Raw genomic sequence first — 25,508 nt, forward strand, 5'->3', positions numbered from 1 at the left:
CATGAGCCGGAACCTCACCGCGGACCTTGCCGCCGACCTTCGCAACCGCATCGTTGACGGCATCATCCAGCCCGGTGAGAAGCTGCCCAGTGAAAACACGCTCATCAGCGATTTTGGCGTCAGCCGCACGGTGGTGCGTGCCGCCCTCACCCGGCTCCAGGCCGAGGGACTGGTGGAAACCGAGCGCGGCCGCGGCAGCTTCGCCCTCACTCCACCCTCGGACGGGCCCGCCGCAGCGCCGGGGGCCCGTCCGGTGGCCACCACGGAGGATCGGCTGCACCTGCTGGCATTCAGGATGGGCGTGGAAACGGAGGCAGCCGCGCTGGCCGCACGCAACCACACCGAACGGCAGTTGCGTGCGGTCCAGGCGGCACTCGAAGAGTTCACCGCCAGCGCCGGGCACCCGGCCCACGCCATGAAATCCGATTTCGAGTTCCACCGGGCGGTGGCCGCCGCCTCCGGCAACCCGTACTACTCCGACTGCCTCGCCGCCCTGGGGCAGACGATGATCGCGATGCCGCGCACCCGCCTGATGACCGGCGTCGAGCACTATGCCCGGGACCACTTCGACCAGGTGGTGCAGGAGCACCGTTCCATCGCCGACGCCATCGCCGACGGCGATGAGGCTGCGGCGGCCGCCGCCATGCGCAGCCACCTGGCCAACTCACGACGCCGGTTCAAGGCTTCCGCGCGCACGTCCGGATAATCCGGGCCCAAGCACCCTGGCGGCCTCCCGCCGTCGTACGCCTGCACCCTGCAGCCCGCGCCTAAGCTTGTTCGCGCATCGGAATCCTGAAGGCACTGATGCGCGAACAGGCCCGGGAATCAAGACCAGAAGACAACGCAAAAGAGCCCCGGTCCTGAAGACCGGGGCTCTTTCATTTGCGTGCGCGAGGGGGGATTTGAACCCCCACGCCCTTTCGGACACTGGCACCTGAAGCCAGCGCGTCTGCCGTTCCGCCACTCGCGCGCAACTTCTTCCACCGGACCGCACCGGTTTCCCGGATTCGCAGTCTTGTAAAAGCAGCGAGATCAAGCATAACGGACACATGCCGCAAAACACCAATTGGCCTCCGCCGGGCTGTGTGAAACCCCATACAGACACCCGCTATTCCCAGTCCCCGCGCAGGTAAAACGGCCGCCGGACAAGATGCCCGGGACCCCTGGGCATGAACTTTTCCGGGCGGCGGGCCGTTGTGGATTAAGGTCATTCACAGGCCTGCCCAGTAGTATCGGATGTAGCGGCGGCTGCGTCATGCAGGTGCACTGCCGGGTTGTGCATTGCACGTAAAGAGAAGTTCCGGAACCAGGACTGCCCCGTATCCGGGGGGAAAGGAGAAGAACCATGGGCCTGCTGGACAAAGTTGAACGCGGCATTGAAAAGGCTGTCCGGGGCGTCTTCTCCACCGGATCCAAAGCCCAGGTTGAACCAGTGGAAATCGCCAGCCGGCTGCGCCGGGAAGTGGACCACAGGGCGCTGACCATCACGGCCGGGCGGACGCTGGCACCCAACGTCTTCGACGTGCAGCTCAGCGACGACGACTTCCGCAGGGCCCAGGAATGGGGCACCCCGCTGGCCGAGGAACTCTGCGACGTTGTCATCAACCACGTCCGCGGCCAGGGCTACACGCTGCAGGGCCCCGTCCGGATCTCCTTCCGCCGGGATACGGAACTGCGGGCAGGAGACTTCGAGATCGTCTCCTCCACGGAGAAATCGGGCGCCGCCCAGGCCGCTGCTCCCGCCCGGCCCAGCGTTCCGGCCGCGCCCAGCCGCCAGCCGGTCCGGCTCCAGCCCGTGCTGGACATCGACGGGCAGCGCTATTCGCTCAACGCCCCGTCCATCGTGCTCGGCCGCTCCTCCGAAGCCGATATCCACGTGGAGGACACGGGCGTCTCGCGCCGCCACCTTGAGATCCGCACCGCGAACGGTGTCTCCACTGCCGTGGACATGGGCTCCACCAACGGGAGCTACGTCAACGGGCAGAAAGTTTCCGGAAGCACCGAACTTACCGACGGCTCCACCATCACGATGGGACGGACAAAGATCATTTTCCGCCTGCTTCCAGCCAGCCCGGGTGGCCACGCATGAGCGACCTCACCATTACCGCGCTGCGGTTTGGGTTCCTCCTGCTCCTGTGGGTGCTCATCTTCAGCATTGTTTCCGCCATGCGCCGCGACCTCATGGTCGGGCGCAAGGCAGCATCCGGGGTGCCCAGTGCACGGCAGGTCCGCAAGAACCCGGATCTCGAAACCCCGCCCGCGCCCGCCAAACAGCAGGCCCGGCAGCTGGTGGTGGTTGAGGGGCCGTTGAAGGGAACCTCGGTACCGCTGGCCGCCAGCCCCATCCTGCTGGGACGCGCCCAGGAGGCCACCCTGGTCCTCGAGGACGACTATGCCTCGGGCCGCCACGCCAGGCTGTTTCCCCAGGGCAGCCGCTGGTTCATCGAGGACCTGGGTTCCACCAACGGAACCTACCTCGCGGACCAGCAACTGACCCGTGCCCTCCCCGTTGAGCCAGGCGTACCTGTGAGAATCGGCAAGACGGTCATCGAATTGAGGCCATAGCCATGGCCGTCCCAGAGAACACCGCAGACGGGCAGAAGCCCGCGGAGCGGCACCTCATCATGCGCTTTGCCGCGCGCTCCGATGTGGGCCGGATCCGGTCGAAGAACGACGATTCGGCATACGCGGGACGCCACCTGGCCGTCGTGGCTGACGGCATGGGCGGCCATGCGGGAGGCGACGTTGCCTCCGCTGCCACCGTCCTGGACATGATCCACCTGGACCGCCCGGACTACGACGGGGATGCCGGCACCATCCTCGCGGACGAAATCCAGACCGCGAACTCCCTGCTCTCCGAACTGGTGCACATCAACCCGAAGCTGGCCGGGATGGGCACCACGGTTACGGCACTGCTGCTCGCCGAGGGCAAGCTGCATTTCGCCCACATCGGCGACTCCCGCGCCTACCGCCTCCGCGACGGCGAGTTCAAGCAGGTCAGCGTGGACCACACGTTCGTCCAGCGGCTCATCGACGAGGGCCGGCTCAAGCCAGAGGAAGCGGAAAGCCACCCGCATAAGAACGTGCTCATGCGGGTCCTCGGCGACGTGGACGCGAGCCCAGAACTGGACCTTGACACCCTCGACGTCAAACCGGGCGACCGCTGGCTGCTCTGCTCCGACGGGCTCAATTACGTCGCGGGGCATGCCGTGGAGCGCACGGTCAAGGAAACCAAGGACCTCCGCGAGTGCGTGGAAACCCTTGTGGAACTGACCCTCGAGGCCGGCTCCCCGGACAATGTCACCGTGGTGATGGTGGAGATCGTTGAAGAAACGCCCGACGACGTCAGTACCGCCGCCGTCGACGTCATCACCCCCGTTGTGGGCACCAAGCCTGCTCCCGCGGCCGAGGCGCCGCGCACGCCTGAGGCCGAAGCGAAGGCTCCGGACACCGGCACGGACGATGCCGCCGAAGCCGGGGGCGGCGGGAAGCCCACCGAACGCGCCGGGTCCAGCGTCGTGGAGCCCGGCTCCACCGATCCGCACCTCGGCGAGCACCTCACCGCCGAGGTCCTCCGGGAAGAACTTTCCAGCAGGCCGCATGAGCTCGTCGGGGCCGCAGCGGCTGCTGCCGAATCCGGGTCCATCCCCACTATCGGCGGACGGACTGTCGCCCGGCGGGCCGCAACCGTCCTCACCCACAAAGCCGAACCGCTCACCGGCGATGACGACGAAACCCTTGTGCCGCTGAAACCCCGCCGCTGGGTCACCTGGTCCATCGCGGCCGCCCTCCTGGTGGTCCTGACCGTGGGCTTGTGGCTGGGCTATGCCTGGACCCAGACCCGCTACTACATCGGCGAGTACGATTCCCGGGTCGCAATCTTCAACGGGGTTTCCCAGCGGCTCGGGCCCATCCAGCTGTCCAGCCTGGAAGCGGTCACCGAGATCCGGATGGACTCCCTGCCGCCGTTCTCCCAGCAGCGGGTCCGGCAGACAGTTCCTGCCAACGACCTTTACGACGCGCAGCGGATCGTGAAGAACCTCGAGCTGACGGGCACCACGTCCCCCGAGGACGAATGCCCGTCCCCGTCGGCCGGTGCGGCACCGTCAGCGCCGGCCCCGGCCCCCACGGATCCGGCGGCGCCCGCCCCCACTGATCCTGCTGCGCCCGCTGCGGCCAGCCCGTCCCCCTCACCCACTGTTACCTGCGAGGTGGGCCAATGAGCCAGCTCAGCACCCTTCCCAAACCGCGCCGCAACGTCGAGCTCGCACTGCTTCTGCTGGCTCTGGCCGTCGGCATCGGCGCCAACATGCTGGTGGGCGTCGACCAGGAAAAGGCCTTCGACTCCGATTTCTGGTTCCAGTCCAGCCTGCTGGCAGTGGCGGCACTGGTCTTCCACGGCGTCCTCCGCTTCCGCGCCAAATATGCCGATCCGGTAATACTTCCAATTGTGGTGGCCCTGAACGGGATCGGCCTGGCCATGATCCACCGCCTGGACGCACCCGGCGAGGACACCGGAAACAACCAGCTGCGCTGGACCCTGATCGCCATGGCCGTGGCCATCGCCGTGATCTGGTTCCTCAAGGACCACCGGATCCTGCGCCGCTTCACCTTCATCTCCCTGGCCGCGAGTGCGCTCCTGCTGATCCTGCCCCTCGTGCCTGGCATCAGCGCCGGTGAGATCCTCGGCGCCCGCGTATGGATCCGGCTCGGGCCCATGACGTTCCAGCCCGGCGAGGTCGCCAAGATCACCCTGGCCATATTCTTCGCCGGGTATCTGTCCTCCAACCGCGACCTCATCCTGCTGGCCGGCCGGAAGGTGGGCCCGCTGCAGTTCCCGCGGTTCAAGGACATGGGCCCGATGATCACTGCCTGGCTGGTCAGCATCGGCGTGCTCATCTTCCAGCGCGACCTCGGCTCCTCCATTCTTTTCTTCGGCCTGTTCATCGTCATGATCTACGTGGCCACCAGCCGGATCAGCTGGGTGGTGATCGGCCTGGCCCTCATCGCCGGGGGCGGGTTCGTTGCGGCCCAGGTGTTTTCCCACGTGGAACTCCGGATCTACGGCTGGCTGAACGCGTTCACCGAGGAGGTCTACGGACGCTCCCCGGGAGGCAGCCTGCAGATCGTCCAGGGCCTCTTCGGCATGGCCAACGGCGGCCTGGTGGGCACCGGACTCGGGCAGGGGCGGCCGGACCTGTTCGTTCGCCAACAGTGACATGATCATCGCGTCCCTGGGTGAAGAGCTGGGGCTCATTGGCCTGTTCGCCGTCGTCCTGATGTACCTCCTGCTGTTCACCCGCGGGTTCCGCGCGGCGCTGGGCACCCGGGACGCGTTCGGAAAGCTCCTCGCGTGCGGCCTGTCCTTCGCTGTGGCGCTGCAGTGCTTCGTGGTGATCGGCGGCGTGACGCGCCTGATCCCCCTGACCGGCCTGACCACGCCGTTCCTGGCGGCGGGCGGCTCCTCGCTGCTGGCCAACTGGATCATTGTTGGCCTGCTCCTGATGATTTCGCACACCGCCCGCGGCCCCGTGGACACCACGCCACTGCCGCCGGCCAAGGGATCGGAAGCAACCGGCATTGACACTCCAACCGAGGCGGTGAAGCACCTGTGAACCAGGCAATCCGGCATTCATGGGTGGCGGCCGTCGCCATGTTCGCCCTGATCTTCGGCGCCATCAGCTACGTCCAGGTGATCGGCGCTGACGAACTCAAGGCAAACCCGTGGAACCAGCGGGCTGTCCTGCAGAGTTTCTGCAACGACCGGGGCGCCATCGTCGTCGGCGGCTCCCCGGTGGCTGAATCGGTGGAAAGCGGCTCGGAGACCTGTGCTTTCCAGCGCACTTACCCGCAGCCGGAGCTGTACGCGGGCATCACCGGGTACTTCTCGCAGAACTTCGGTGCCACCGGCCTGGAGCAGTCCATGGGCGGTGAACTGGCGGGCAACTCGGACCAGCTCTTCCTGGACCGGGTGGGGCAGCTGTTCCTCGGCAACCAGCCCAAGGGTGCTTCGGTGGAGCTCACCATCGATCCTGAGATCCAGCAGCTCGCCTACAGCCTGATCCCGGATGGACAGCGGGGATCCATTGTGGTCACCAACCCCAAGACCGGCGCCATCCTGGCCATGGTGTCCAAGCCGTCCTACGACCCCAACCTCGTGGCCACCCAGGATCTCGCGGCTGCAGCCGCCAGCATGAATGAACTGGTCAAGGTGCCCGGGATCAACCTGAATCCGAACGTCAGCGGTCCCACGGGCGAGCTGCTGGCTCCGGGCTCCGTGTTCAAGCTGGTGGATACTGCCGCGGCCCTGGCGTCCGGAAAGTACAACAAGGACAGCGAGCTTCCCAACCCGGCCGAGCTGCCGTTCGAAGGCATCCAGTACCGCCTGCCCAACTATGCGGGCGGCAACTGCTACACCCGGGACACGGCCAGCTTCGCTTTCGCCCTGCAGCAGTCCTGCAACACTCCCTTCGCCAGCATTGCCCTGGATCTTGGCCGCGACGCCATCGCCGACCAGGCCGAGAAGTTCGGCTTCGGCCAGGACATGGGTGACCAGCTGAAGCTCGACTACGCCAGCGGCAACACCTTCCCGGATGACCTGGACGGCCCCGGCCTGGCGCAGTCCGTCATCGGCCAGAAGGACGTCCGCGCCACGCCGCTGCAGGTGGCCATGATGACTGCGGCCATCGCGAATGACGGCGTGCAGATGCAGCCCAACCTCATCAAGACCCTGCGCTCCCCGGACCTCCGCGTCATCGATGAGCCACAGCCCAAGCAGCTGCGCACTTCCACCACCCCTGCCATCGCCAACCAGATCACCGAGTGGATGGTCAGCGCGGTCAGCGAAGGCATCGCAAACCGTGCGGGCGTTCCGGGCGTCCAGGTGGCGGGCAAGACCGGAACGGCGGAGCTCGGCAACGGAACCAACAACTCATGGTTTACGGGATTTGCCCCCGCAAACAATCCGCAGGTGGGTGTCACCATCGTCATGGAGGGCGTAGACATCAACACCGGCGCACAGCTGACCAGTCCGAACGCGAAGAGAATTTTTGAGGCGGTGTTGAATAAGTGAGGCCTACAACCGGAATCACCCTCGGCGGCAGATTCCAGCTGACCACGCGGATCGCGATCGGCGGCATGGGGAAGTCTGGAAGGCGAAAGACCTGGTCCTGGGCCGCATCGTCGCGATCAAGGTACTCAAGGAGGAATACACCGGTGACCCCGGCTTCCTCCAGCGGTTCCGCGCGGAGGCCCGCCACACCGCCCTCCTGAACCACGTGGGCATCGCCAACGTCTTCGACTACGGCGAGGAGGAGGGCTCGGCCTACCTCGTCATGGAGCTCGTTCCCGGGCAGCCGCTGAGCACCATCATCGAGCGCGAGCAGGTGCTGTCCCGGACCGCACGCTGTCCATCATTGCCCAGACCGCCCGCGCCCTGGCCGTTGCCCACGCACAGGGCCTGGTGCACCGTGACGTGAAGCCCGGAAACCTCCTGATCACCCCTGACGGCCGGGTCAAGGTCACCGATTTCGGCATTGCCCGCCTCGCGGACCAGGTTCCGCTGACCCAGACCGGCCAGGTCATGGGCACCGCCCAGTACCTGGCGCCGGAGCAGGCCACCGGCCAGACCGCCACCGGGCAATCAGACATCTATTCACTGGGCGTCATCGGCTACGAGTGCCTCAGCGGGCACCGGCCCTTTTCGGGGGAATCCCAGATCGCGATTGCCCTGGCGCAGGTCAATGACGCGCCGCCACCCCTGCCGGAGAGCCTGCCTGCACCGGTCCGCGCCCTGCTGATGTCGATGCTGGCCAAGGATCCGAAGGACCGCCCGGCGAACGCGATCAAGCTGGCCGAGGCAGCAGAGGCCATCCGCAACGGTGACATCAACGCAGCACGCGCCGCCGTGCCCGGCATGCTCCTTTTCGATGCCACCACGGGACCCATCACCGCGCCCGTTGACACTGCCACCGCACCCACAGGCGTCATCGGTGCCTCGCGGGATTCGTCCCCGACGCCCACTTCGGCCCTGCCCGTTCTCGGAGCGGCCGCTGCCGGTGCCGCCGCCGGGGCTGCCGGGGCATCCGCCGCAGATGCGGACGGCCCGCAGGGCCCGCTGGCCCGCGCCAACGCGCTGGCTGCCGAACGCAACTGGGTGCCGGAGGAGACAACTTACGACGACGAGCCCGCCGATGAGCCCGAGCGGAAAGGCCGGAGCCCCTGGACCTGGCCCCTCATCGCCCTGATCCTGCTGGTGCTGTTCGCCTTGGTGGGGTTCTTCCTGAACCAGCAGGGAATCCTGTTCCCGTCCAACAACGCAACGTCCAGCCCGCCGTCGTCGAGCCCCCAGGCCACCACCGCCAGTCCCACCGTCACGTCGGCATCGCCGACTCCCACGAGGAACACCCCGAGCCCCACCCAGGAGCCCACGCAGGAGACGGTCAACGTGATCCCGGCTGCCTACCTGGGCAAGGATTACCGCCAGGTCCAGTCGGAGCTGTCAAACCTGGGGCTTGCCGTGACCGTTGAGCCGCTGCAGACCTCGGAGGCCGCACCGGGACGGGTAGTGGGGCTGAACCCGACCGGTCCCTTGCCCGTGGGATCACCCATCACCGTCACCTACGCCGTGGCGCCACCCACCCCCACTGCCACTCCGACGCCCACACCGGTTCCCACCACGTCGTCGGTGGCAGCGCCCACCGCGACCTCGCTGCTGCCTGACTGCGCAGACGGCGAGCTTCCGGGTGCCCCGCCAACCTGCAAGCCGTAGCCCCCAGGACAGCCAGTGAACGAGTCACCGCGCACCCCGATGCACCGGGAGGACAGCCTCCCGGTGGACAACCAGCGTGTCCTGAACGGCCGCTATGAACTGGGCGGCCTGATCGGCCGCGGTGGCATGGCTGACGTCTACCGGGGTACCGACACCCGGCTGGGGCGGACCGTGGCCATCAAGCTGCTGCGACCCGACCTGGCCCGGGACCCCCAGTTCCAGGCGCGGTTCAGGCGCGAGGCACAGGCGGTGGCGGCGCTGAACCATTCGTCCATTGTTGCCATCTACGACACCGGGGAACACACGGTCCCAGACGGTTCCGCCGAGTCCGTCCGCGTTCCCTACATCGTCATGGAATTCGTGGAGGGCAAGACCATCCGCGAGCTCATCCGCGCCAACAGCGTCACCATCGCCCAGGCCATCGATTATTGCCTGGGCGTCCTGGCAGCGCTGGAATACAGCCACAAGGCCGGGATTGTGCACCGCGACATCAAACCGGCCAACGTCATGTACTGCGAGGGCTCCGACTCGGTGAAGGTCATGGATTTCGGCATTGCCCGTGCCATGGCCGACTCCTCGGCCACCATGACGCAGACACAGGCTGTGGTGGGCACTGCCCAGTATTTGTCGCCGGAGCAGGCCCGGGGTGAAACGGTGGATGCGCGCAGCGACCTGTACTCCGCTGCCTGCCTGCTCTATGAAATGCTCACGTCCCGGCCGCCCTTCATCGGCGACAGCCCCGTCTCCGTGGCCTACCAGCACGTCAGGGAGATCCCGGAGCCCGCCAGCAGCGTAAATCCCGACGTTTCCCCGGCGCTGGACTCCGTCCTGGCCAAAGCCCTGCAGAAGAACCGTGAGGACAGGTTCCAGGACGCCGCCGCCTTCCGGCGCGCCCTCCGCGCGGCCAGGTCCGGGATTCCGGTCATGGCGGTCCCCGCCTCGGAGGCACCCACCGACCCCAACGACTACGTGCCGGCCGCGGCGCCGGCAACCCAGGCCTTCGCTGCCACCGGTGCGAGCTTCCTCGACGATGCCCCCACCGGCCGGCTGGCCGCCACCTCCGCATACCCTGACCGCGGCACAGCCGCCGTTCCCGCCGCCGAGGAGGAGGACCCGGCCCCGGCACCGCTGCCGTTGGGGTTCGCTCCGGAAAGCGAGCGGAGCACCCGGCAGACGTCCCGCCGTCGTGCGTGGATAGCCACCCTGTTGTTGTCACCCTGCTGGTCCTCGCTGGCGGCGGCCTGTGGCTGTACAACACGGTGAACCGGCCCGCGCCCATCGTGCAGGTCCAGATTCCGGCCGTGGCCGGGATGACGGAGTCTGCGGCGTTGCAGGAACTGTACAAAGCGGACCTGCCGCCCAGGATTGTCCGGATGCAGCATGACACCGTTGCCAAGGGAACCGCCATCGGCACCGAACCGGCATCCGGTGCGTTGAACCCGGGCACGGAAGTGGTCCTGAACATCTCGGAAGGGCCCAGCGCCGTCAAGATTCCGGAGAGTCTTCCCGGCAAGACGGAGGCTGCTGCCCGGGACATGCTGCGTCAGAGCGGGCTGGTGGGCGCCCCGTCCACCACCACGGCCAACAGTGCCACCGTGCCGGCGGGAATCGTCATTACCACCAGCCCTGCCCCCGGCCAGATGGTGGGCGTGGGAACCACTGTTGAACTGGTGGTCTCCACTGGCAAGGTGGCAGTCCCCGAACTGCGCGGCCGCACGCGGGAGGAAGCCGAGGCTGCCCTCAAGGAGCTGGGCCTGGTCCCTGATGTCATCGAGGTGGAAAACGGCCAGGTGGAGGCCGGGCGCGTGACGGACCAGAGCGATGCAGTCAACGCCGCCGTGGAACAGGGCAAGACGGTCAGCATTGTGGTGGCCAAGGCGCCGCCTCCGCCGCCGTCACCCACCGCAACCCCAACGCCGACGGCGAGCCCCACCAAACGGGGCTAGTGCTGGATGAGCGGGCTCAGCTTGGCAGCCCGTGCCGCGGCGCCCTTCATGCCCAGCGACTCCAGCCAGTTGCCGAGCATCTGGTAGCCGCCCTCGGTCAGGACCGATTCGGGGTGGAACTGGACGCCGCACAGCGGGGCGGTCCGGTGCTGGAGTCCCATCACCACGCCCGAGGCCGTCTGGGCAGTGACTTCCAGGACGTCCGGAATGGTTTCCCGGACTGCCGCCAGGGAGTGGTAGCGGGTGGCCGTGACGGGGGAGGGGAGTCCTGCGAAAACACTGGTGCCGATGTGTTCCACCAGGGAGGTCTTGCCGTGCATCAGCTCCGGGGCATGCGTCACCTTCCCGCCGAAAGCCTCGGCCAGCGCCTGGTGGCCCAGGCAGACCCCGAACATGGGGACGCTGTTTTCCCCGCACCACTTGATCAGTTCGATGCAGACACCTGCCTCGGCCGGGTTGCCCGGACCGGGTGAGATCAGGACGCCGTCGCGGGTGCTGGCCAGCTCGATGGCCTCGGCGAGGGTGACATCGTCGTTGCGGACCACGGTGGTCTCGGCGCCGAGCTCCTGGAGGTAGCCCACCAGGGTGTAGACGAAGCTGTCGTAGTTATCCACCACGAGGATCTTGGTTGTGGTCATGGCTGGCTTGCTGCACCAATCGTTGAGTCAGTGAACTGGGTGTACTCGGACATCCACGGAAAAGGAACTGGACCATCAATACCAGTGCAATGGCAATGAGTACCAGCGAGGTGACGATCCGCAGCCACAAAGGCCCGGGCAGGTGGCGGAAAATCCATCCGTACATGCTCAGCCCTTCCCGACCGCTGCCGCCACCTGGGCGGCGATTTCCGCCGGCGGGCCTGCCGAGGCGGGCCGCCAGCTGTCCAGCAGGGCATAGGCGATGATGCGTTCTTCCGCCCGAAACGCGGGTTGCAGCTGGTCATGGTGAGGTAGCTTTCCGTGGGTGTGACGCCGGGCAGGGTTGGCACCGGCTCCAGGACGTCGGTACGGCTGGGCATCACTATCTGGTTGTTGCGGAAGACGTACACGTAGTAGCCGTCTTTGGTCTGCACGTAGATCTTGTCGCCGGGGACCAGGGTATGGATGTTGTCCAGCACGGCGCCGTGCGTCTGCCGGTGGCCGGCGACGGCGAAATTGCCCACCGCTCCGGGCATGGCCGTGGTGGCGTAATGGCCCAGGCCCAGGGTGTCCAGGACGTCGCTGGTGGTGCCCTGCACGATGGGCCGCGTGTAGCTGGGGCCAAACCGGGGGATGTACATGATGCCGATGGTTCCGGCATGGCCGGGGGCGGCTCCCACCACCGGCGGACCGAAATCCTCGGCAGGCGCGGGCGCGCCTGTTTCCTGCGGGGCAGGGGGCGGCGGGCTGCCGAGGTCCTGGTTTCCGAGGTCCTTGGCGAATTCCTTGATGACTTCGCTCTGCCGCGCGTCCGATTCCACGTTGGTCCACCACAGCTGCCAGGCGACGAACAACAGGAGGATGATGCCTGCGGTGATGAGGAGTTCGCCGAGTACCTGGATGGTTATGCGGACTATTCCGACGCCGGCAGCCGGCGCAGCGGCGGGCCTCGCCTTCTCCTGCAATACCACGCGTTCTCCTCGGGGCGGTTCCGCTGGGCACCGGCGGCCCAGGAAGTCCGGCTAGAATTGGCTGCTAGTAAGAATCCAGATTTGTCCAAGATCGCGCAGACCGCTGGCAATTTCCTTCTTGCAGGATATCAAGCCCGGGACGCCGAGCTTGCCCACCCTGCCAAGGAGAGCCAGTGCCCGAGTCAAAGCCGCGCAAGAAGACTGCCAGCACCGTCCAGCCGGCCTCCCCGCAGGCATACAAACCGAACCCTGTCTGGTTCAAGCCCGTTATGTTCGGGCTGATGATCATCGGGCTGTTCTGGATCATCACGTACTACATCAGCGAAGGCCTCTTCCCGGTCCAGGCCTGGGGATCCTGGAACATCGTGGCCGGCTTCGGCATTGCCATCGTCGGCTTCCTGATGACCACCCGCTGGCGCTCCTAGGCCTTCTTCTCCAACAATTCTTCACGGCCCCAGGAGGAACCGGATGGCTGCCGAGACTGCCGGCTCAGTGATCATCGGCGACGACGGCCTGGCCCGCCCGGCCTGGGCTGCGTCTGATCCATTGCTCCGGGAGTACTACGACCAGGAGTGGGGCCTTCCGGTGACCGACGAGCACGGCCTCTACGAACGGATCTGCCTGGAAGGTTTCCAGGCCGGGCTTTCCTGGGCAACCATCCTGCGCAAGCGGCCGGCCTTCCGCACCGCCTTTGAGGGCTTCAATCCGGACGCGGTAGCGCTGTTCACTGCCGCCGACGTGGAGCGGCTCCTGCAGGACCCCGGCATCGTCAGGAACCGCATGAAGATCCTCGCCACCATCAAGAATGCCCGGGCCACCGTTGCCCTGAGGAAAGAGGGCGGCCTGGTGGACTTCGTGTGGCAGTTCCGCCCCGTGGCCACCCCGCGCCCCGTTGTGCACACCGATATTCCCACCCAGTCCGAAGAATCGGTGGCACTCTCAAAGGCCCTCCGCAAAAAGGGGTTCTCCTTCGTTGGACCCACCACCATGTTCGCCCTGATGGAGGCCATTGGCATGGTGGACACCCACCTCCTGGACAGCCACCGCCGGGGCTCGTCCGGTGTGTGGCAGGAACCAGCCCGCTAGGACCTTCTCCCCAGCTGTTGGCAAAGTTATCCACAGTGTTGAAAACCTGCGGATAACGCTGGGGAGTACCGGGCCTCCGGCGCCCACTGGGGCCAGCAGCCAAAACCTGCCCCCGCGATGCGGTTATTAACAGTGTGGAATACCCTGTGGATAATCTCCGCTGTGGAAGGTGCAGCTAGCTTTCCTGGCGGTCGCGCCGGACCGGATGGTGGCTCACGATGGAGATGCGGTTGAACGCGTTCATGCTGACCGCCACCCAGCTGACCACCGAGAATTCCTCTTCCGTCAGGGACTTGCGGGCCATTCCTTCCTCCTGCTCACGGAGCTGCTGGCTGGGGAGTTCGGTGATGCTCTCCACAAGGGCCAGCGCGGCACGCTCCTTCTCGGTGAACAACGCTGTGTCCCGCCATGCCGGCAGCACAGCCAGGCGCTGGGATGTTTCCCCGGCCTCCAGTGCTTCCCGGACGTGGAGGTCCAGGCAATAGGCACAGCCGTTGATCTGGGAGATACGCACATTGAGGAGTTCCAGAGTCTTGGCGTCTATTCCGGCGTCCGCGGCAGCTTCCTTGACCTTCAGGGCCAGCCCGTTGATGGCGCGCCAGACAGCAGGATGCTGCTTGTCGAGGAAGATGTGCTGCGTGGTGGTCAAGGAAGACCTCCTGGAGGGGCGGGATTGCGGAACAGGGGCACTTGAAGCTTATCCACTTACCAACATTCCAATACCCACAAGTTATCCACAGCTGTGGAAACCAGTTGGGGATTATCTGCCAGGAAAGGCCCGCACACTGGGATGCAGGGCGAGAAAGCATCCTGAACTACATCGGCGGAAGTTATTAACAGTGTGCATAAGTTGTTGAAAGGACCGCCTGCTACAGCCTTCAGTGCCCTGGGAGCCAAGGTATCCAAGGCTTTATCCACAAATCTCCGGAAAATGCTCAGTTTGTCCACTTAAGCACAGGTCTATCCCCAAGAGTTATCCACAGGTGTGGAGAAAGGCGGCCCGCCGGGTGGAAAAATCCGGGAAAGCGGACGCTGGCGCAGAAGTCAGGCATGAATGACAGGCATGTAAGTTATTAACACTGTGGATAAGGCCTGTGGAAAAACGAAACCCCCGGCACCCTGTGTGGGTGTCGGGGTCATGGGCTGTGTCCAGGACTGTGGGGCCGTGCCCGGTGCGGGTCCGGCTACAGCGTGACGCGTAGCCAGGCTGCGAGGGCGAGGAGGGCCAGCACAGCCGCCAGTCCTGCTGCCTGGATCAAGCCCTGACGCGGACCACGCGGGGTGTAGGCGAGGACTGCAGCGCAGAGCCCGCCTGCAACCAGGCCGCCCAGGTGCGCCTGCCAGGCGATCTGGGGGATCACGAAGCCAATCACGCCGTTGATGGCGATCAGTACCCACAGCTGGCGGGTGTCGCCTCCCCGGTGGCGCTGCACCAGCAGCATGGCACCGAAGAGCCCGAAGATCGCCCCGGAGGCACCGACAACACCATAGAGAGGCCTGCCCGGTTCATAGAGGGGGGTCAGCAAAAGGTAGCCGACCGAGCCGCCAATGGCGGAGACCAGGTAGAGGGCCAGGAACCTCACCCGCCCAAGTAGGGGCTCCAGCGCCTGCCCGAAGGCCCACAGCATGTACATGTTCAGCACAATGTGGAGGATGAAGCCCTGCGAGTGGAGGAATGCCGCGGTGAGCATCCGCCATGGTTCGAACTGGCCGTAACGGGGCTCCGCATAGATATTGGCGAAACCCAGGGTCTGGTAAATGGCGTCATTGGGGATCAGCCACTGCAGGACGTAGAGGACTGCGCAGACGGCGATGATCCCGAACGTCACCCTGGGCTTGCCGGCCGCGACGGCGCCGCCATAGACGGTCCGTACCTCCGGCGTCGCACGCTGTGCCTCGTTGACGCAGTCGACGCATTGGAATCCGACGGCGGCCGCCCGCTGGCAGTCGGGGCACGCGGGGCGCCCGCACCGCTGGCAGCGCACATATGACGGCCGGTCAGGGTGCCGGGGCATACCGGGACCTGGGCGGACGGCTCAGCCGACGGAATTCCGTAACTCATGGTGTGGTGTTACAGCTGCTCGATATCGATGCTGTTGATGGTGACGTCCTCCACGGGGCGGTCGCCCATGCCGGTGCGGACGCCTTCGATGGCGTCGACAACCTTCTTGGATTCCTCGTCAGCCACTTCGCCGAAGATGCTGTGCTTGCCCTGCAGCCAGTCGGTGGGGATGGTGGTGATGAAGAACTGGGATCCGTTGGTGCCCTTGCCCATCTGGATGCCGGCGTTGGCCATGGCCAGCTTGTAGGGCTGGTTGAAGCTGAGCTCGGGGTGGATTTCGTCGTCGAACCGGTAGCCCGGTCCGCCGGTGCCGCGGCCCAGCGGGTCGCCGGCCTGGATCATGAAGTCTTTGATGATGCGGTGGAAAATCGTCCCGTTGTACAGCGGAGTGCCGGTCTTGTCCTCGCCGGTCTCCGGGTGGGTCCACGCCTGCTCGCCGGTGGCAAGGCCGATGAAGTTCTTGACGGTCTTGGGCGCGTGGTTGCCGAAGAGGTTAACCACGATGTCGCCGAGGCTCGTGTGGATGGTTGCTTTTGCGGTTGCGATTGCAGTCATAGGCCCCATTCTTCCACGCCGGTCCCTGCCGGTCGCAGCCGCTGCAGCAGTTCCGCGCTGGGTGAAATCGCCCTAAAATCCGCGGTGGGAATAGCAGGTGAACTTCAAGCCACGTAGGCTAACCACAGACCGTCACATTAATCGGGAGGTAGTTGTGAAGAAATCGGATCGTATTGCCCGTGACCTTGAGCTGTCAGTCATTGAGGCAGTAGAAAATGCCAAGGATTGGGCCGCCCCCCGCGTGGAAGCAGCTGTAGACTGGGCGGTTCCCCGCCTCCAGCACAGCCTGGACACCGCTTCTCCCAAGATCCAGGAAGGGCTGAAGTCAGCGGCGCACAACCTGGCCGACGGGGTGGCCACCGTTACCCCCCGGATCCAGGACGGACTGGCACAGCTCGCCCCGAAGATCAACGACGCCGTCGAGGGCGCCTCCCCGCGCCTCCACGAGGCGCTGGACAAGGCCACCCCGGTGGTCCTGAACGCCCGTGACCGCGTTGTGGTGGAGTACCTTCCCCGCCTGTCGGACCAGATCGGCCACGCGTCCGAGGCTGTCCACCGCACCCTTGAGGGCACTCCGGCCCGGGTGGATGCGGTAGCACAGAAGCTCGGCGACGTTGGCATCATCCACGCCCTCCAGGAGCAGGCACAGGCCACCGGCACCCAGCTGAAGGCAGCTGCAGCGGAAGCCGGCCGCACCGTTGGCATCGAACTCGCCCAGCCGAAGCCCAAGAAGCAGCGCGGCTGGCTGGTCTTCGGCGTCATCGCCGCGGCAGTGGCTGCCGGTGTTGCCGCCTGGAAGGCCTCCAAGCCCGTGGAGGACCCGTGGAAGACCCCTTCCCCGGTGACCCCGGCCCCGGTTTCTGCCGCCACCGTCAACGAGGTCAAGGAAACCACGGCTGACGCCGCGGACAAGGCGGGCGCAGCCTCGGCTTCGGCCGCCGCTGCGGGTGCGGACAAGGTCTCCGATGGTGCGGACACCGTCAAGGACAAGGCAGGGGATGCTGCAGACAAGGCCAAGCACGTGGCCGAGGACGCCGCCGAAACCACGGCCAAGATTGCCACTGACGCGAAGACTGCCACCAAGAACATCGCCGCGAACATGAACGGGGACAAGGGCGCCAGCCAGGCCTAGTTACCCGCACACACCGCGAAGGGGTTCCGTTCCAGGACGGGGCCCCTTCTGCTGTCTGCGGACGCGGCAGGGGGCGGACGCTGGTTCCGTCCCGGGCGCGGCATCCCCGCGGTGCTAGATTTGAAGTGATGTCAGCCGATCAACCCCTTGGGGATGCCTTGAACGACGCAGCCGAGCTGCCCCGCGTGTCCATCGTCATCCCGGCGTACAACGAGGAGGGCGTCATCCGGCAGTGCCTCATCGCTGCCATCTACCAGTCCGTCCCGGCGCACGAGATCATCGTGGTGGACAACCTCTCGAAGGACCGGACCGCCGACATAGTCCGCCAGATGCAGCTCGAGTATCCGGAGAGCCCAGTCATCCTGCTGAGCCAGGACCGCGAGCAGGGCCTGATCCCCACCCGCAACTTCGGCCTGGACCACGCCACGGGCGACGTCCTGGGACGGATCGACGCCGATTCCGTCCTCGAACCGGACTGGGTGGAGCAGGTGCAGAAGGCGTTCCTTGACCAGTCGGTGCAGGCAGCCACGGGCCCGGTGGTCTATTACGACATGCCGATGCGCCGGTTCGGGCTGAAGGCGGACGACAAGATGCGCCAGCTCATGCTCAAGCTGGCCAAGCACCAGTATCACTTCCTGTTCGGCTCCAATATGGCGCTGCGTGCCTCCGCGTGGGAGACCATCCGGGCCGAAACCTGCCGGGACGAGAAAGACGAGATGCACGAGGACATCGACCTGTCCCTGCACCTGGCCGACCACGAGCTCAAAGTGCAGTACTGTGCCCAGATGGTGTCCGGGATGTCGGCGCGCCGGCTGGAGGATTCACCGCGGGACTACCGCTATTACGTGACCCGGTTCGACCGCACGTACAAGGCGCACAACGTCAAGAAGATGGCCTTGAAGGCCCCGATGGTGGTCTTCTTCTCCGTGTATTTCCCGGCCAAGCTCCTGCGGGCCATCCACACCGTGAACACGGCGCAGCCGGTCCGCCGCGGCGGCCAGTAGCTAGTCCGTCCCCAGCTCCGCCAGCCGGTCCGACGGCGGCTTCTGCCCGCGAGCGGCAGGGCGCCTGCCGGCCCTTCCGGGCTTTTGGCCCAGGACGACGACGGCGAGCCCCGCCAGGATCAGGCCCAGACCGGCGTACGTGCCGGCCGGCAGGGTCTCCCCGAGGAACAGCGCGGCAAGCAGCGCAGCACCCGGTATTTCGAGAAGGATGATCATCGACACCAGGAGCGGGCTCATGGTGGCCAGCAGGTGGTTGAACGCCGTGTGCCCCACCAGCTGTGCACAGACGGTGATGGCTGCGATGCCAAGCCAGCCCGCGGCCTCGAATCCGGCCAGCGGCTGTCCGGCCACGAGCGCCAGTAACGCCACCAAGGCGGCGCAGACCCCGTAGCAGAGCGTGGTGTAGGTGCTGGTGGTCATGTTCCGCCGCGCTTTGCCGCCGGCCAGCGTGTAGAGGCCGGCCAGGGCGCCCCCGGCCACAGCGAGCAGGTCTCCCAGAAGGGCCTGCGGCGATGATCCCATGTCAAAGCCCGTGATGGCCACGACGCCGGCAAACGCTGTGCCCAGCCCGGCCAGGACCTGCCAGCGGTGCCGGACGCCGCGGAACAGCTGGAAAACCGCGATCCAGGCCGACTGCAGGCAGACCAGGGCCGTGGCTGCGGCAACCGACGTCAGCTGGAGCGAGGTGATGAAGCAGGCGAAGTGCAGGGCCAGGGCGGCGGCCGCCACCAGGGACCAGGCGAAGTCCCGGCGGGTTATCCTGCGGAACTGGCGGGGTTCCCGGATAAGGGTGGGTGCGGCCATCACGACGGCGGCAATGGCGTTCCGCCAGAAGGCGATGGCGAGGGCACTGACGCTGGTGGCGCCGAGCGTGGCGGCAATCAGCGGACCCGAGGAGGCAACGCCCAGGACGCCCATGGCCGCGAGGAAGAAGGTCACTGCTCCACCCTATGGTGCTTCGTGATGGTGGGGACAAAGCAAAAGTCCCGGCCCGCGTTTCCGCGGCCCGGGACTTTCCTATGGTGGAGGCACGGGGACTCGAACCCCGAACCCCCCTGCTTGCAAAGCAGGTGCGCTACCAATTGCGCCATGCCCCCATAAGAAGCAACCCGTCAATCATACCCTAGAACCGGAGAGCCATTTACCGGCTTCCAGCCCAGGCGCCTCGGCTAGTCAACCGAATCGGTGGACTCGCTCCAAACAGTTTTCCGGGCTTCGGATTCCTGTGCCTTGCGGTAGACCAGGATGCCTGCGATTGCAGCTGCAAGTACCAGCAACTTCTTCACATGCTCCCCGTTCCGGTCCGGCTGCGGGATAAACCCGAACCAAACCTCCACTTGAACCTGCACAGGTTCCGTGGGCGTACCAGGACTTGAACCTGGGACCTCTTCGTTATCAGCGAAGCGCTCTAACCGCCTGAGCTATACGCCCCGATGCCTCATCGGGCCGAGACATGACTTTACAGCACATCCCGGCCCGATCTCAAATCGGGCGTTTCCGCCGGTCCGGGACCGGCGGAAACGGGACCTAGGGAACCGGATCTAGTCGTCGGTGAGGGTGACGCCGATGCCGCCCACCAGGGTGGCCGAGATGTTGTAGAGCACGGCGGACAGCATGGAGAGTGCGGTCAGCAGGACCACGTTCACCACGGCGATGATGGTGGCAAAGGATGCCACCTGGCCCAGGGAGGCCACCTTCTTCAATTCGAAGCCGCCGCCTTCGGTACCGGCCAGGGTGCCGAGCAGGCTGTCCACCTGGTCGAAGATGCCGGTAAGGTCCAGGACGGTCCACAGGACAATGGCAGCCACCACGGTAACGATGCCCAGGGCCACGGACAGCAGGAAGGCCATCTTTAGGACGGACCAGGGGTCAACCTTGCTGATCAGCAGCCTGGCGCGCCGCACCTTGGCCTTGGGGGCGGGCTTGACCAGCCCGGGAGTCCCCTGCCCCGGAGCACCTGCCGGACGCTGCCCGCCGGTGGCGGGCCGGGAACCCTGTGCGGGCCGCTGTCCCGGCTGGGCCGGTTGACCCTGGGACGGACCTTGGGCGGGGCGCTGGCCGGGCACGGCCGGGCGCTGGCCCGGGGCGGCGGCAGGCGCTGCCGGCCGCTGCTGCGGACGAACCGGGGCGTTCACGCGGGGAGCGGCTGAGGGCCGGTTTCCGTCGGGAACAGTGCTGCTCGGCTTGGGAAATGAGTCGGGATTACTCACTCGTTACCTCCGTGGTGTCTTCGTTCGGCTCAGCGTCGCCCGAGGCGTCCTCTGACTCAACGGCCGGTGATTCGTCTGCCATTCCTGGCCCGGCGGACTCCCCAGGGGCCCCGCCATCTTCAGCCAACGTTACGTCATCCTCCGGCGATTCCTCGCCCTCAAGGCCCCGTTCACTGTTGCGTGCCACTTCGATGATCCGGTCGTTCTTGTCCGGCTTGGCGAAGATGACGCCCATGGTGTCGCGCCCCTTGGCGGGGACGCCGGCCACCGAGGACCGGACAACCTTGCCGCCCTCCATGACCACCAGCACCTCATCTTCCTCCTGGACGATGAGTGCTCCTACCAGGTCGCCGCGTTCCTCCGCCAGCTTGGCCACCTTGATGCCCAGGCCGCCGCGGCCCTGCAGGCGGTATTCCTCCACCGCGGTCCGCTTGGCGTAGCCGCCCTCGGTCACGATGAACACGTAGGAACCGTCGGTGACCACGTTGGCGGCCAGCAGCTCGTCGTCTTCACGGAACTTCATGCCGGTGACGCCGGAGGTGGCCCTGCCCATAGGCCGGAGCGCATCCTCGGTGGCGGTGAAGCGGATGGACTGGCCCTTGCGGGAAACCAGCAGCAGGTCGTCCGTCTCGGACACCAGCTGCGCGGACACCAGTTCGTCGCCGTCGCGCAGGTTGATGGCGATGACGCCGGCGGACCGGTTGGTGTCGTAGTCTTCCAGCCGGGTCTTCTTCACCAGGCCGCGCTTGGTGGCGAGGACCAGGTAGGGGGCCTGCTGGTAGTCCTTGAGGTCAAGCACCTGGGCGATGTGTTCATCGGGCTGGAAGGCCATCAGGTTGGCCACGTGCTGGCCCTTGGCGTCGCGTCCGGCTTCCATCAGCTCGTAGGCCTTGGCACGGTACACCCGGCCCAGGTTTGTGAAGAACAGGAGCCAGTGGTGCGTGGTGGTGACGAAGAAGTGCTCCACCACGTCGTCGCCGCGGAGCTGGGCACCCTTGATGCCCTTGCCGCCGCGCTGCTGGGACCGGTAGTTGTCGCTGCGGGTGCGCTTGACGTAGCCGCCGCGGGTGATGGTGACCACCATCTCCTCTTCGGGGATGAGGTCCTCCATGGACATGTCGCCGTCGTAGCCCATGAGGATCTTGGTGCGCCGGTCGTCGCCGTGCTTGTCCACGATCTCGCCGAGTTCTGTGCTGATGATTTCCCGCTGGCGCTGCTCGGAGCCCAGGATCTCGTTGTATTCGGCGATGAGTGCTTCGAGTTCCGCGTGCCGGTCCTGGATTTTCTGGCGTTCCAGGGCGGCGAGGCGGCGCAGCTGCATGTCCAGGATGGCCCGGGCCTGGAGCTCGTCGATGTCCAGCAGTTCCATCAGGCCGTCGCGTGCCGCCTCGGTGGTGCTGGAGGCACGGATGAGGGCGATGACCTCATCGAGCATGTCCAGTGCCTTGAGCAGGGCGCGGAGGATGTGTGCTTCCTCCTCCGCCTTCCGGAGCCGGTAGCGGGTCCGGCGTGCGATGACATCCAGCTGGTGCGTGACCCAGTGCCGGATGAAGGCGTCCAGGCTCAGGGTGCGCGGTACACCGTCAACGATGGCAAGCATGTTGGCGGAGAAGTTGCTCTGCAGTTCGGTGTGCTTGTAGAGGTTGTTCAGCACAACCTTGGGCACGGCATCCCGCTTGAGGACGATCACCAGGCGCTGGCCGGTGCGGCCGGACGTCTCGTCCCGGAGGTCGGCGATGCCCTGGATCTTGCCGTCCTTGACCAGTTCGGCGATCTTGATGGCCAGGTTGTCCGGGTTCGCCTGGTAAGGCAGTTCGGTGACCACCAGGCAGGTGCGGCCCTGCAGTTCCTCGACGTTCACCACGGCACGCATGGTGATGGAGCCGCGGCCCGTCCGGTAGGCGTCCTCGATGCCCTTGTGGCCCAGGATGGTGGCGCCGGTGGGGAAATCGGGGCCCTTGACGCGCAGCAGGAGCTGCTCCAGCAGGTCCTCGCGGCTGGCGCCGGGGTTGGACAGGTACCACTGCACGCCGTCGGCCACTTCCCGGAGGTTGTGCGGCGGAATGTTGGTGGCCATGCCGACGGCGATGCCGGACGAGCCGTTAACCAGCAGGTTGGGGAACCGCGCCGGCAGGATGGTGGGTTCCTGGTTCTTGCCGTCGTAGTTGTCCTGGAAGTCGACGGTTTCCTCGTCAATGTCCCGGACCATCTCCATGGCCAGCGGGGCCATCTTGGTTTCGGTGTAACGCGGGGCGGCCGCGCCGTCGTTCCCCGGGGAACCGAAGTTTCCCTGGCCCAGCGCCAGCGGGTAGCGCATGGTCCAGTCCTGGATCAGGCGGACCAGGGCGTCGTAGATGGCGGTGTCGCCGTGGGGGTGGTACTGGCCCATGACCTCGCCCACCACACGGGCGCATTTGTTGAAGGAACGGTCGGGGCGGTAGCCGCCGTCGAACATTGCGTAGAGCACGCGGCGGTGGACGGGCTTGAGCCCGTCACGGACGTCGGGAAGGGCACGGCCCACGATGACGGCCATGGCGTAGTCCAGGTAGGACCGCTGCATTTCCGTCTGCAGGTCAACCTGCTCCACGCGGTCAACCAGCACGTCGCCCTCAAGAACGGTGTCCGGGTTTCCGGCGTCGGGAGCCGGGTTCTCGGGTGTTTCGTCGCTCATTTATTTATTTCCGTTTCAGGTATATGTCTAAGTCCGAATATCTTGGGCCGTGCCCTAGATATCCAGGAACCTGACGTCCTTGGCGTTCTGCTGGATGAAGTTCCGGCGGGACTCCACGTCTTCGCCCATGAGGACGGAGAAGATCTGGTCCGCGGCGAGGGCGTCGTCCATGGTGACCTGCAGCAGCGTCCGGTTGTCCGGGTCCATGGTGGTGTCCCACAGCTCGGTGTAGTCCATTTCGCCCAGGCCCTTGTAGCGCTGGATGCCGTTGTCCTTGGGGATCCTGCGGCCCGCGGCCTGGCCGGCCACCAGCTTGGCGTCGCGTTCACGGTCGCTGTAGACGTAGTCGTGCGCCGCGTTGGACCACTTGATGCGGTACAGCGGCGGCTGTGCCAGGTACACGTAGCCGTTCTCGATCAGGGGACGCATGTAGCGGAACAGCAGCGTCATCAGGAGGGTGGTGATGTGCTGGCCGTCCACGTCGGCATCGGCCATCAGGACGATCTTGTGGTACCGGAGCTTGGAGAGGTCGAAGTCCTCGCCGATGCCGGTGCCGAAGGCGGTGATCATGGACTGGACTTCGGCGTTGCCCAGGGCTTTGTCCAGGCGGGCGCGCTCCACGTTGAGGATCTTTCCGCGCAGCGGCAGGATCGCCTGGGTCTCGGGGTTGCGCCCGCGCTTGGCGGAACCGCCTGCCGAGTCACCCTCCACGATGTAGACCTCGCACTTCTCCGGATCCTTGGAGGAGCAGTCCGAGAGCTTTCCGGGCATGCCGAACGATTCCAGCGGGCTCTTGCGGCGCGCGTTGTCGCGTGCCTTTCGCGCCGCCATGCGGGCCTGCGCGGCGGAGATGGCTTTCCGGATCACGTCGCGGGCCGGGCCGGGGTTGCGTTCCAGCCAGTCACCCAGGCCGTCGGTGACCACGCGCTGGACGAAGCCCTTGACCTCGGAGTTGCCGAGTTTGGTCTTGGTCTGGCCTTCGAACTGGGGCTCGGACAGTTTGACCGAAATGACGGCTGTCAGGCCCTCGCGGATGTCGTCGCCGGTGAGGTTGTCATCCTTTTCCTTGATGATGCTCTTCTCGCGCGCGTAGCGGTTGATCAGCGAGGTCAGGGCAGCGCGGAAACCCTCTTCGTGGGTTCCGCCCTCGTGGGTGTTGATGGTGTTGGCGTAGGTGTGGACGCTTTCGGAGTAGGCGCTGGTCCACTGCATCGCCATTTCCACGGCGATCTTGCGCTCGGTGTCCTCGGTTTCGAAGGCGATGACGTCCTCGTGGACCACATCCACCTTCTTGCCGGAGTTCAGGTGCTTGACGTAGTCCAGCAGGCCGTCGTCGTACTGGTACACCACGGTCCGGTGTTCGGCACTGACCTCGCCCTCGGTGGCGATGGCATCAAGGTCCAGGTCGGCGTCGGCGTCGTCAGCGGCAGGCGTGCGCTCATCCGTCAGCGTGATGCGCAGGCCCTTGTTGAGGAACGCCATCTGCTGGAAACGGGCACGGAGGGTCTCGAAATCGAACTCGGTGGTCTCGAAGATTTCCGGGTCCGGGTAGAACGTCTGGCTGGTACCGGTGCGGTCCGTTTCCTCGCCCTTGACCAGGCTGCCCTGGGGCTTTCCGCCGTTGGCAAAGGACATGCGCCAGACGTGGCCCTGCCGGCGGACCTCGGTATCCACCCGGCTGGACAGTGCGTTGACAACGGAGATACCCACGCCGTGGAGGCCGCCGGACACTGCGTAACCGCCGCCACCGAACTTGCCGCCGGCGTGCAGGATGGTCATGACCACTTCGACGGTGGGCTTGTGCTCGGTGGGGTGCATGTCCACGGGAATACCGCGGCCGTCATCCACAACCTTGACGCCGCCGTCGGCCTGGAGGACCACCTCGATGTGCGTGCAGTAGCCGGCGAGGGCTTCGTCGACGGAGTTGTCCACCACTTCGTAGACCAGGTGGTGGAGCCCCCGCGGGCCGGTGGAGCCGATGTACATGCCGGGACGTTTCCGGACGGCTTCCAGACCTTCAAGGACAGTGATGTCGCTGGCCCCGTATTCGCGCGGCTTCGCAGATTCCGCCGGAGTATCAGGCGTACGGGCATCCTCGACTACGGGTTCAACTGCCAGATCTGTATTGTCGTTAGCCACAGGCGCTGTCGACTCCTCTGTTCTCGATGATGGCCGGCTGATTCCTCCTCCATCCGGAAAAGGCACCCGCCAACAGGCACAAACTTATGGCGCGGGTGGCTTGCTGACGGTGGGGGTCCGCACCCGGGTGCGGACGCAGTCAACGTTTCACCCGCGCCCAGTTATCTACAACGATTCTACCGGGAAACAGCCCATATTCCCGCATTCCGGGGCCGTGGACGGGAAGCTGCATGGCTGTGGACGGCCGCTGGCCGCGCCTAGGGCGCCCCAAAAGGACCGTCCCCGGGGGCCTATACACCCACCGGCCCTTCCAGCGCTCTACAC

18 protein-coding genes, 3 tRNA genes and 4 pseudogenes are annotated in these 25,508 nt (G+C 65.9%); 12 read left to right on the forward strand and 13 right to left on the reverse strand.

The features are described 5' to 3' along the window. Position 1: 1 nt before the first annotated feature. Positions 2-706, forward strand: a complete 705-nt coding sequence (locus ACPEE0_RS20485; RefSeq protein ID WP_009359401.1) for a FadR/GntR family transcriptional regulator — start codon at positions 2-4, stop codon at positions 704-706. Positions 707-887: 181 nt separating this feature from the next. Here the strand turns inward: ACPEE0_RS20485 and ACPEE0_RS20490 are convergent. After that, a tRNA-Leu gene (locus tag ACPEE0_RS20490) sits at positions 888-970 on the reverse strand. Positions 971-1,345: 375 nt separating this feature from the next. On the opposite strand from ACPEE0_RS20490, the gene ACPEE0_RS20495 reads away from it, so the two are divergent. The 7 genes and pseudogenes from ACPEE0_RS20495 (at position 1,346) to pknB (ending at position 10,716) form a co-directional block, all read left to right on the forward strand. Then, positions 1,346-2,089, forward strand: coding sequence for an FhaA domain-containing protein (locus ACPEE0_RS20495; protein WP_009359400.1), 744 nt, complete (start codon positions 1,346-1,348; stop codon positions 2,087-2,089). Then, a complete protein-coding gene (locus ACPEE0_RS20500; protein WP_424575185.1) occupies positions 2,086-2,565 on the forward strand; it encodes an FHA domain-containing protein FhaB/FipA in 480 nt (159 codons plus the stop codon). The genes ACPEE0_RS20495 and ACPEE0_RS20500 overlap by 4 nt, the downstream gene beginning before the upstream one ends. Before the next feature lie 2 nt (positions 2,566-2,567). Beyond that, positions 2,568-4,223, forward strand: a complete 1,656-nt coding sequence (locus ACPEE0_RS20505) for a PP2C family protein-serine/threonine phosphatase (RefSeq protein WP_424575186.1) — start codon at positions 2,568-2,570, stop codon at positions 4,221-4,223. Next, positions 4,220-5,615 (forward strand): annotated as a pseudogene (locus ACPEE0_RS20510) (FtsW/RodA/SpoVE family cell cycle protein). The gene ACPEE0_RS20505 and the pseudogene ACPEE0_RS20510 overlap by 4 nt, the downstream one beginning before the upstream one ends. Next, positions 5,612-7,072 (forward strand): peptidoglycan D,D-transpeptidase FtsI family protein, encoded by a 1,461-nt coding sequence (locus ACPEE0_RS20515; protein ID WP_009359396.1) that lies wholly within the window; start codon positions 5,612-5,614, stop codon positions 7,070-7,072. Before ACPEE0_RS20510 ends, ACPEE0_RS20515 begins: the two are co-directional and overlap by 4 nt. Beyond that, a pseudogene (locus tag ACPEE0_RS20520) lies at positions 7,069-8,770 on the forward strand (protein kinase domain-containing protein). Before ACPEE0_RS20515 ends, ACPEE0_RS20520 begins: the two are co-directional and overlap by 4 nt. A 39-nt stretch (positions 8,771-8,809) precedes the next feature. Further along, positions 8,810-10,716: pseudogene (gene pknB / locus ACPEE0_RS20525) on the forward strand (Stk1 family PASTA domain-containing Ser/Thr kinase). Here pknB and ACPEE0_RS20530 read toward each other — a convergent pair. Together ACPEE0_RS20530 and ACPEE0_RS20535 are read right to left on the reverse strand one after the other, a co-directional pair. After that, positions 10,713-11,354 carry an aminodeoxychorismate/anthranilate synthase component II gene (locus ACPEE0_RS20530; protein ID WP_009359545.1) on the reverse strand — a complete coding sequence of 214 codons (642 nt, stop codon included), beginning with the start codon at positions 11,352-11,354 and terminating at the stop codon, positions 10,713-10,715. The pseudogene pknB and the gene ACPEE0_RS20530 overlap by 4 nt on opposite strands. Before the next feature lie 168 nt (positions 11,355-11,522). After that, positions 11,523-12,325, reverse strand: a pseudogene (locus ACPEE0_RS20535) (class E sortase). A 173-nt stretch (positions 12,326-12,498) separates the two neighbouring features. Between ACPEE0_RS20535 and ACPEE0_RS20540 the strand changes: the two are divergent. Beyond that, on the forward strand, positions 12,499-12,750 hold the full coding sequence (locus ACPEE0_RS20540; RefSeq protein ID WP_009359542.1) for a cell division protein CrgA: 252 nt from the start codon (positions 12,499-12,501) through the stop codon (positions 12,748-12,750). Positions 12,751-12,793: 43 nt separating this feature from the next. Further along, a complete protein-coding gene (locus ACPEE0_RS20545) occupies positions 12,794-13,411 on the forward strand; it encodes a DNA-3-methyladenine glycosylase I (RefSeq protein ID WP_009359541.1) in 618 nt (205 codons plus the stop codon). A 175-nt stretch (positions 13,412-13,586) separates the two neighbouring features. On the opposite strand, the gene ACPEE0_RS20550 is transcribed toward ACPEE0_RS20545, so the two are convergent. From ACPEE0_RS20550 to ACPEE0_RS20560, 3 genes are all read right to left on the reverse strand, one after another. Further along, positions 13,587-14,060: a carboxymuconolactone decarboxylase family protein gene (locus tag ACPEE0_RS20550; protein ID WP_009359540.1), complete on the reverse strand. Its 474-nt coding sequence runs from the start codon at positions 14,058-14,060 to the stop codon at positions 13,587-13,589. Between the two features lie 535 nt (positions 14,061-14,595). Then, positions 14,596-15,426 (reverse strand): rhomboid family intramembrane serine protease, encoded by an 831-nt coding sequence (locus tag ACPEE0_RS20555; protein ID WP_424575187.1) that lies wholly within the window; start codon positions 15,424-15,426, stop codon positions 14,596-14,598. A gap of 56 nt (positions 15,427-15,482) precedes the next feature. Then, positions 15,483-16,028: a peptidylprolyl isomerase gene (locus ACPEE0_RS20560; protein WP_009359538.1), complete on the reverse strand. Its 546-nt coding sequence runs from the start codon at positions 16,026-16,028 to the stop codon at positions 15,483-15,485. Between the two features lie 154 nt (positions 16,029-16,182). Between ACPEE0_RS20560 and ACPEE0_RS20565 the strand changes: the two genes are divergently transcribed. After that, positions 16,183-17,160 (forward strand): hypothetical protein, encoded by a 978-nt coding sequence (locus ACPEE0_RS20565; protein ID WP_009359537.1) that lies wholly within the window; start codon positions 16,183-16,185, stop codon positions 17,158-17,160. Positions 17,161-17,288: 128 nt separating this feature from the next. Further along, on the forward strand, positions 17,289-18,164 hold the full coding sequence (locus ACPEE0_RS20570) for a glycosyltransferase (protein WP_035753914.1): 876 nt from the start codon (positions 17,289-17,291) through the stop codon (positions 18,162-18,164). Here the strand turns inward: ACPEE0_RS20570 and ACPEE0_RS20575 are convergent, their stop codons facing one another. From ACPEE0_RS20575 to gyrB, 7 genes are all read right to left on the reverse strand, one after another. Next, complete coding sequence (locus tag ACPEE0_RS20575; RefSeq protein ID WP_009359535.1) at positions 18,165-19,103, reverse strand: DMT family transporter; 939 nt, start codon at positions 19,101-19,103, stop codon at positions 18,165-18,167. 81 nt (positions 19,104-19,184) lie between these two features. Then, positions 19,185-19,261, reverse strand: a tRNA-Ala gene (locus ACPEE0_RS20580). A gap of 72 nt (positions 19,262-19,333) precedes the next feature. Further along, entirely contained in the window at positions 19,334-19,513 is a 180-nt protein-coding gene (locus ACPEE0_RS20585; protein WP_424575188.1) for a DLW-39 family protein, read from the reverse strand. 8 nt (positions 19,514-19,521) lie between these two features. Then, positions 19,522-19,595: transfer RNA gene (locus ACPEE0_RS20590), tRNA-Ile, on the reverse strand. 110 nt (positions 19,596-19,705) lie between these two features. Then, the gene (locus tag ACPEE0_RS20595; protein WP_354176137.1) at positions 19,706-20,374 is read right to left on the reverse strand and encodes a DUF3566 domain-containing protein; all 669 of its coding nucleotides are present in this window, start codon (positions 20,372-20,374) and stop codon (positions 19,706-19,708) included. Continuing rightward, entirely contained in the window at positions 20,367-23,045 is a 2,679-nt protein-coding gene (gyrA, locus tag ACPEE0_RS20600) for a DNA gyrase subunit A (protein WP_354176139.1), read from the reverse strand. Before gyrA ends, ACPEE0_RS20595 begins: the two co-directional genes overlap by 8 nt. A gap of 54 nt (positions 23,046-23,099) precedes the next feature. Continuing rightward, the gene (gyrB, locus tag ACPEE0_RS20605; RefSeq protein WP_354176141.1) at positions 23,100-25,184 is read right to left on the reverse strand and encodes a DNA topoisomerase (ATP-hydrolyzing) subunit B; all 2,085 of its coding nucleotides are present in this window, start codon (positions 25,182-25,184) and stop codon (positions 23,100-23,102) included. Positions 25,185-25,508: the final 324 nt, after the last annotated feature.

The sequence above is a fragment of the Arthrobacter sp. SD76 genome (genome assembly GCF_049726125.1).
GTDB lineage: Bacteria > Actinomycetota > Actinomycetes > Actinomycetales > Micrococcaceae > Arthrobacter > Arthrobacter nitrophenolicus.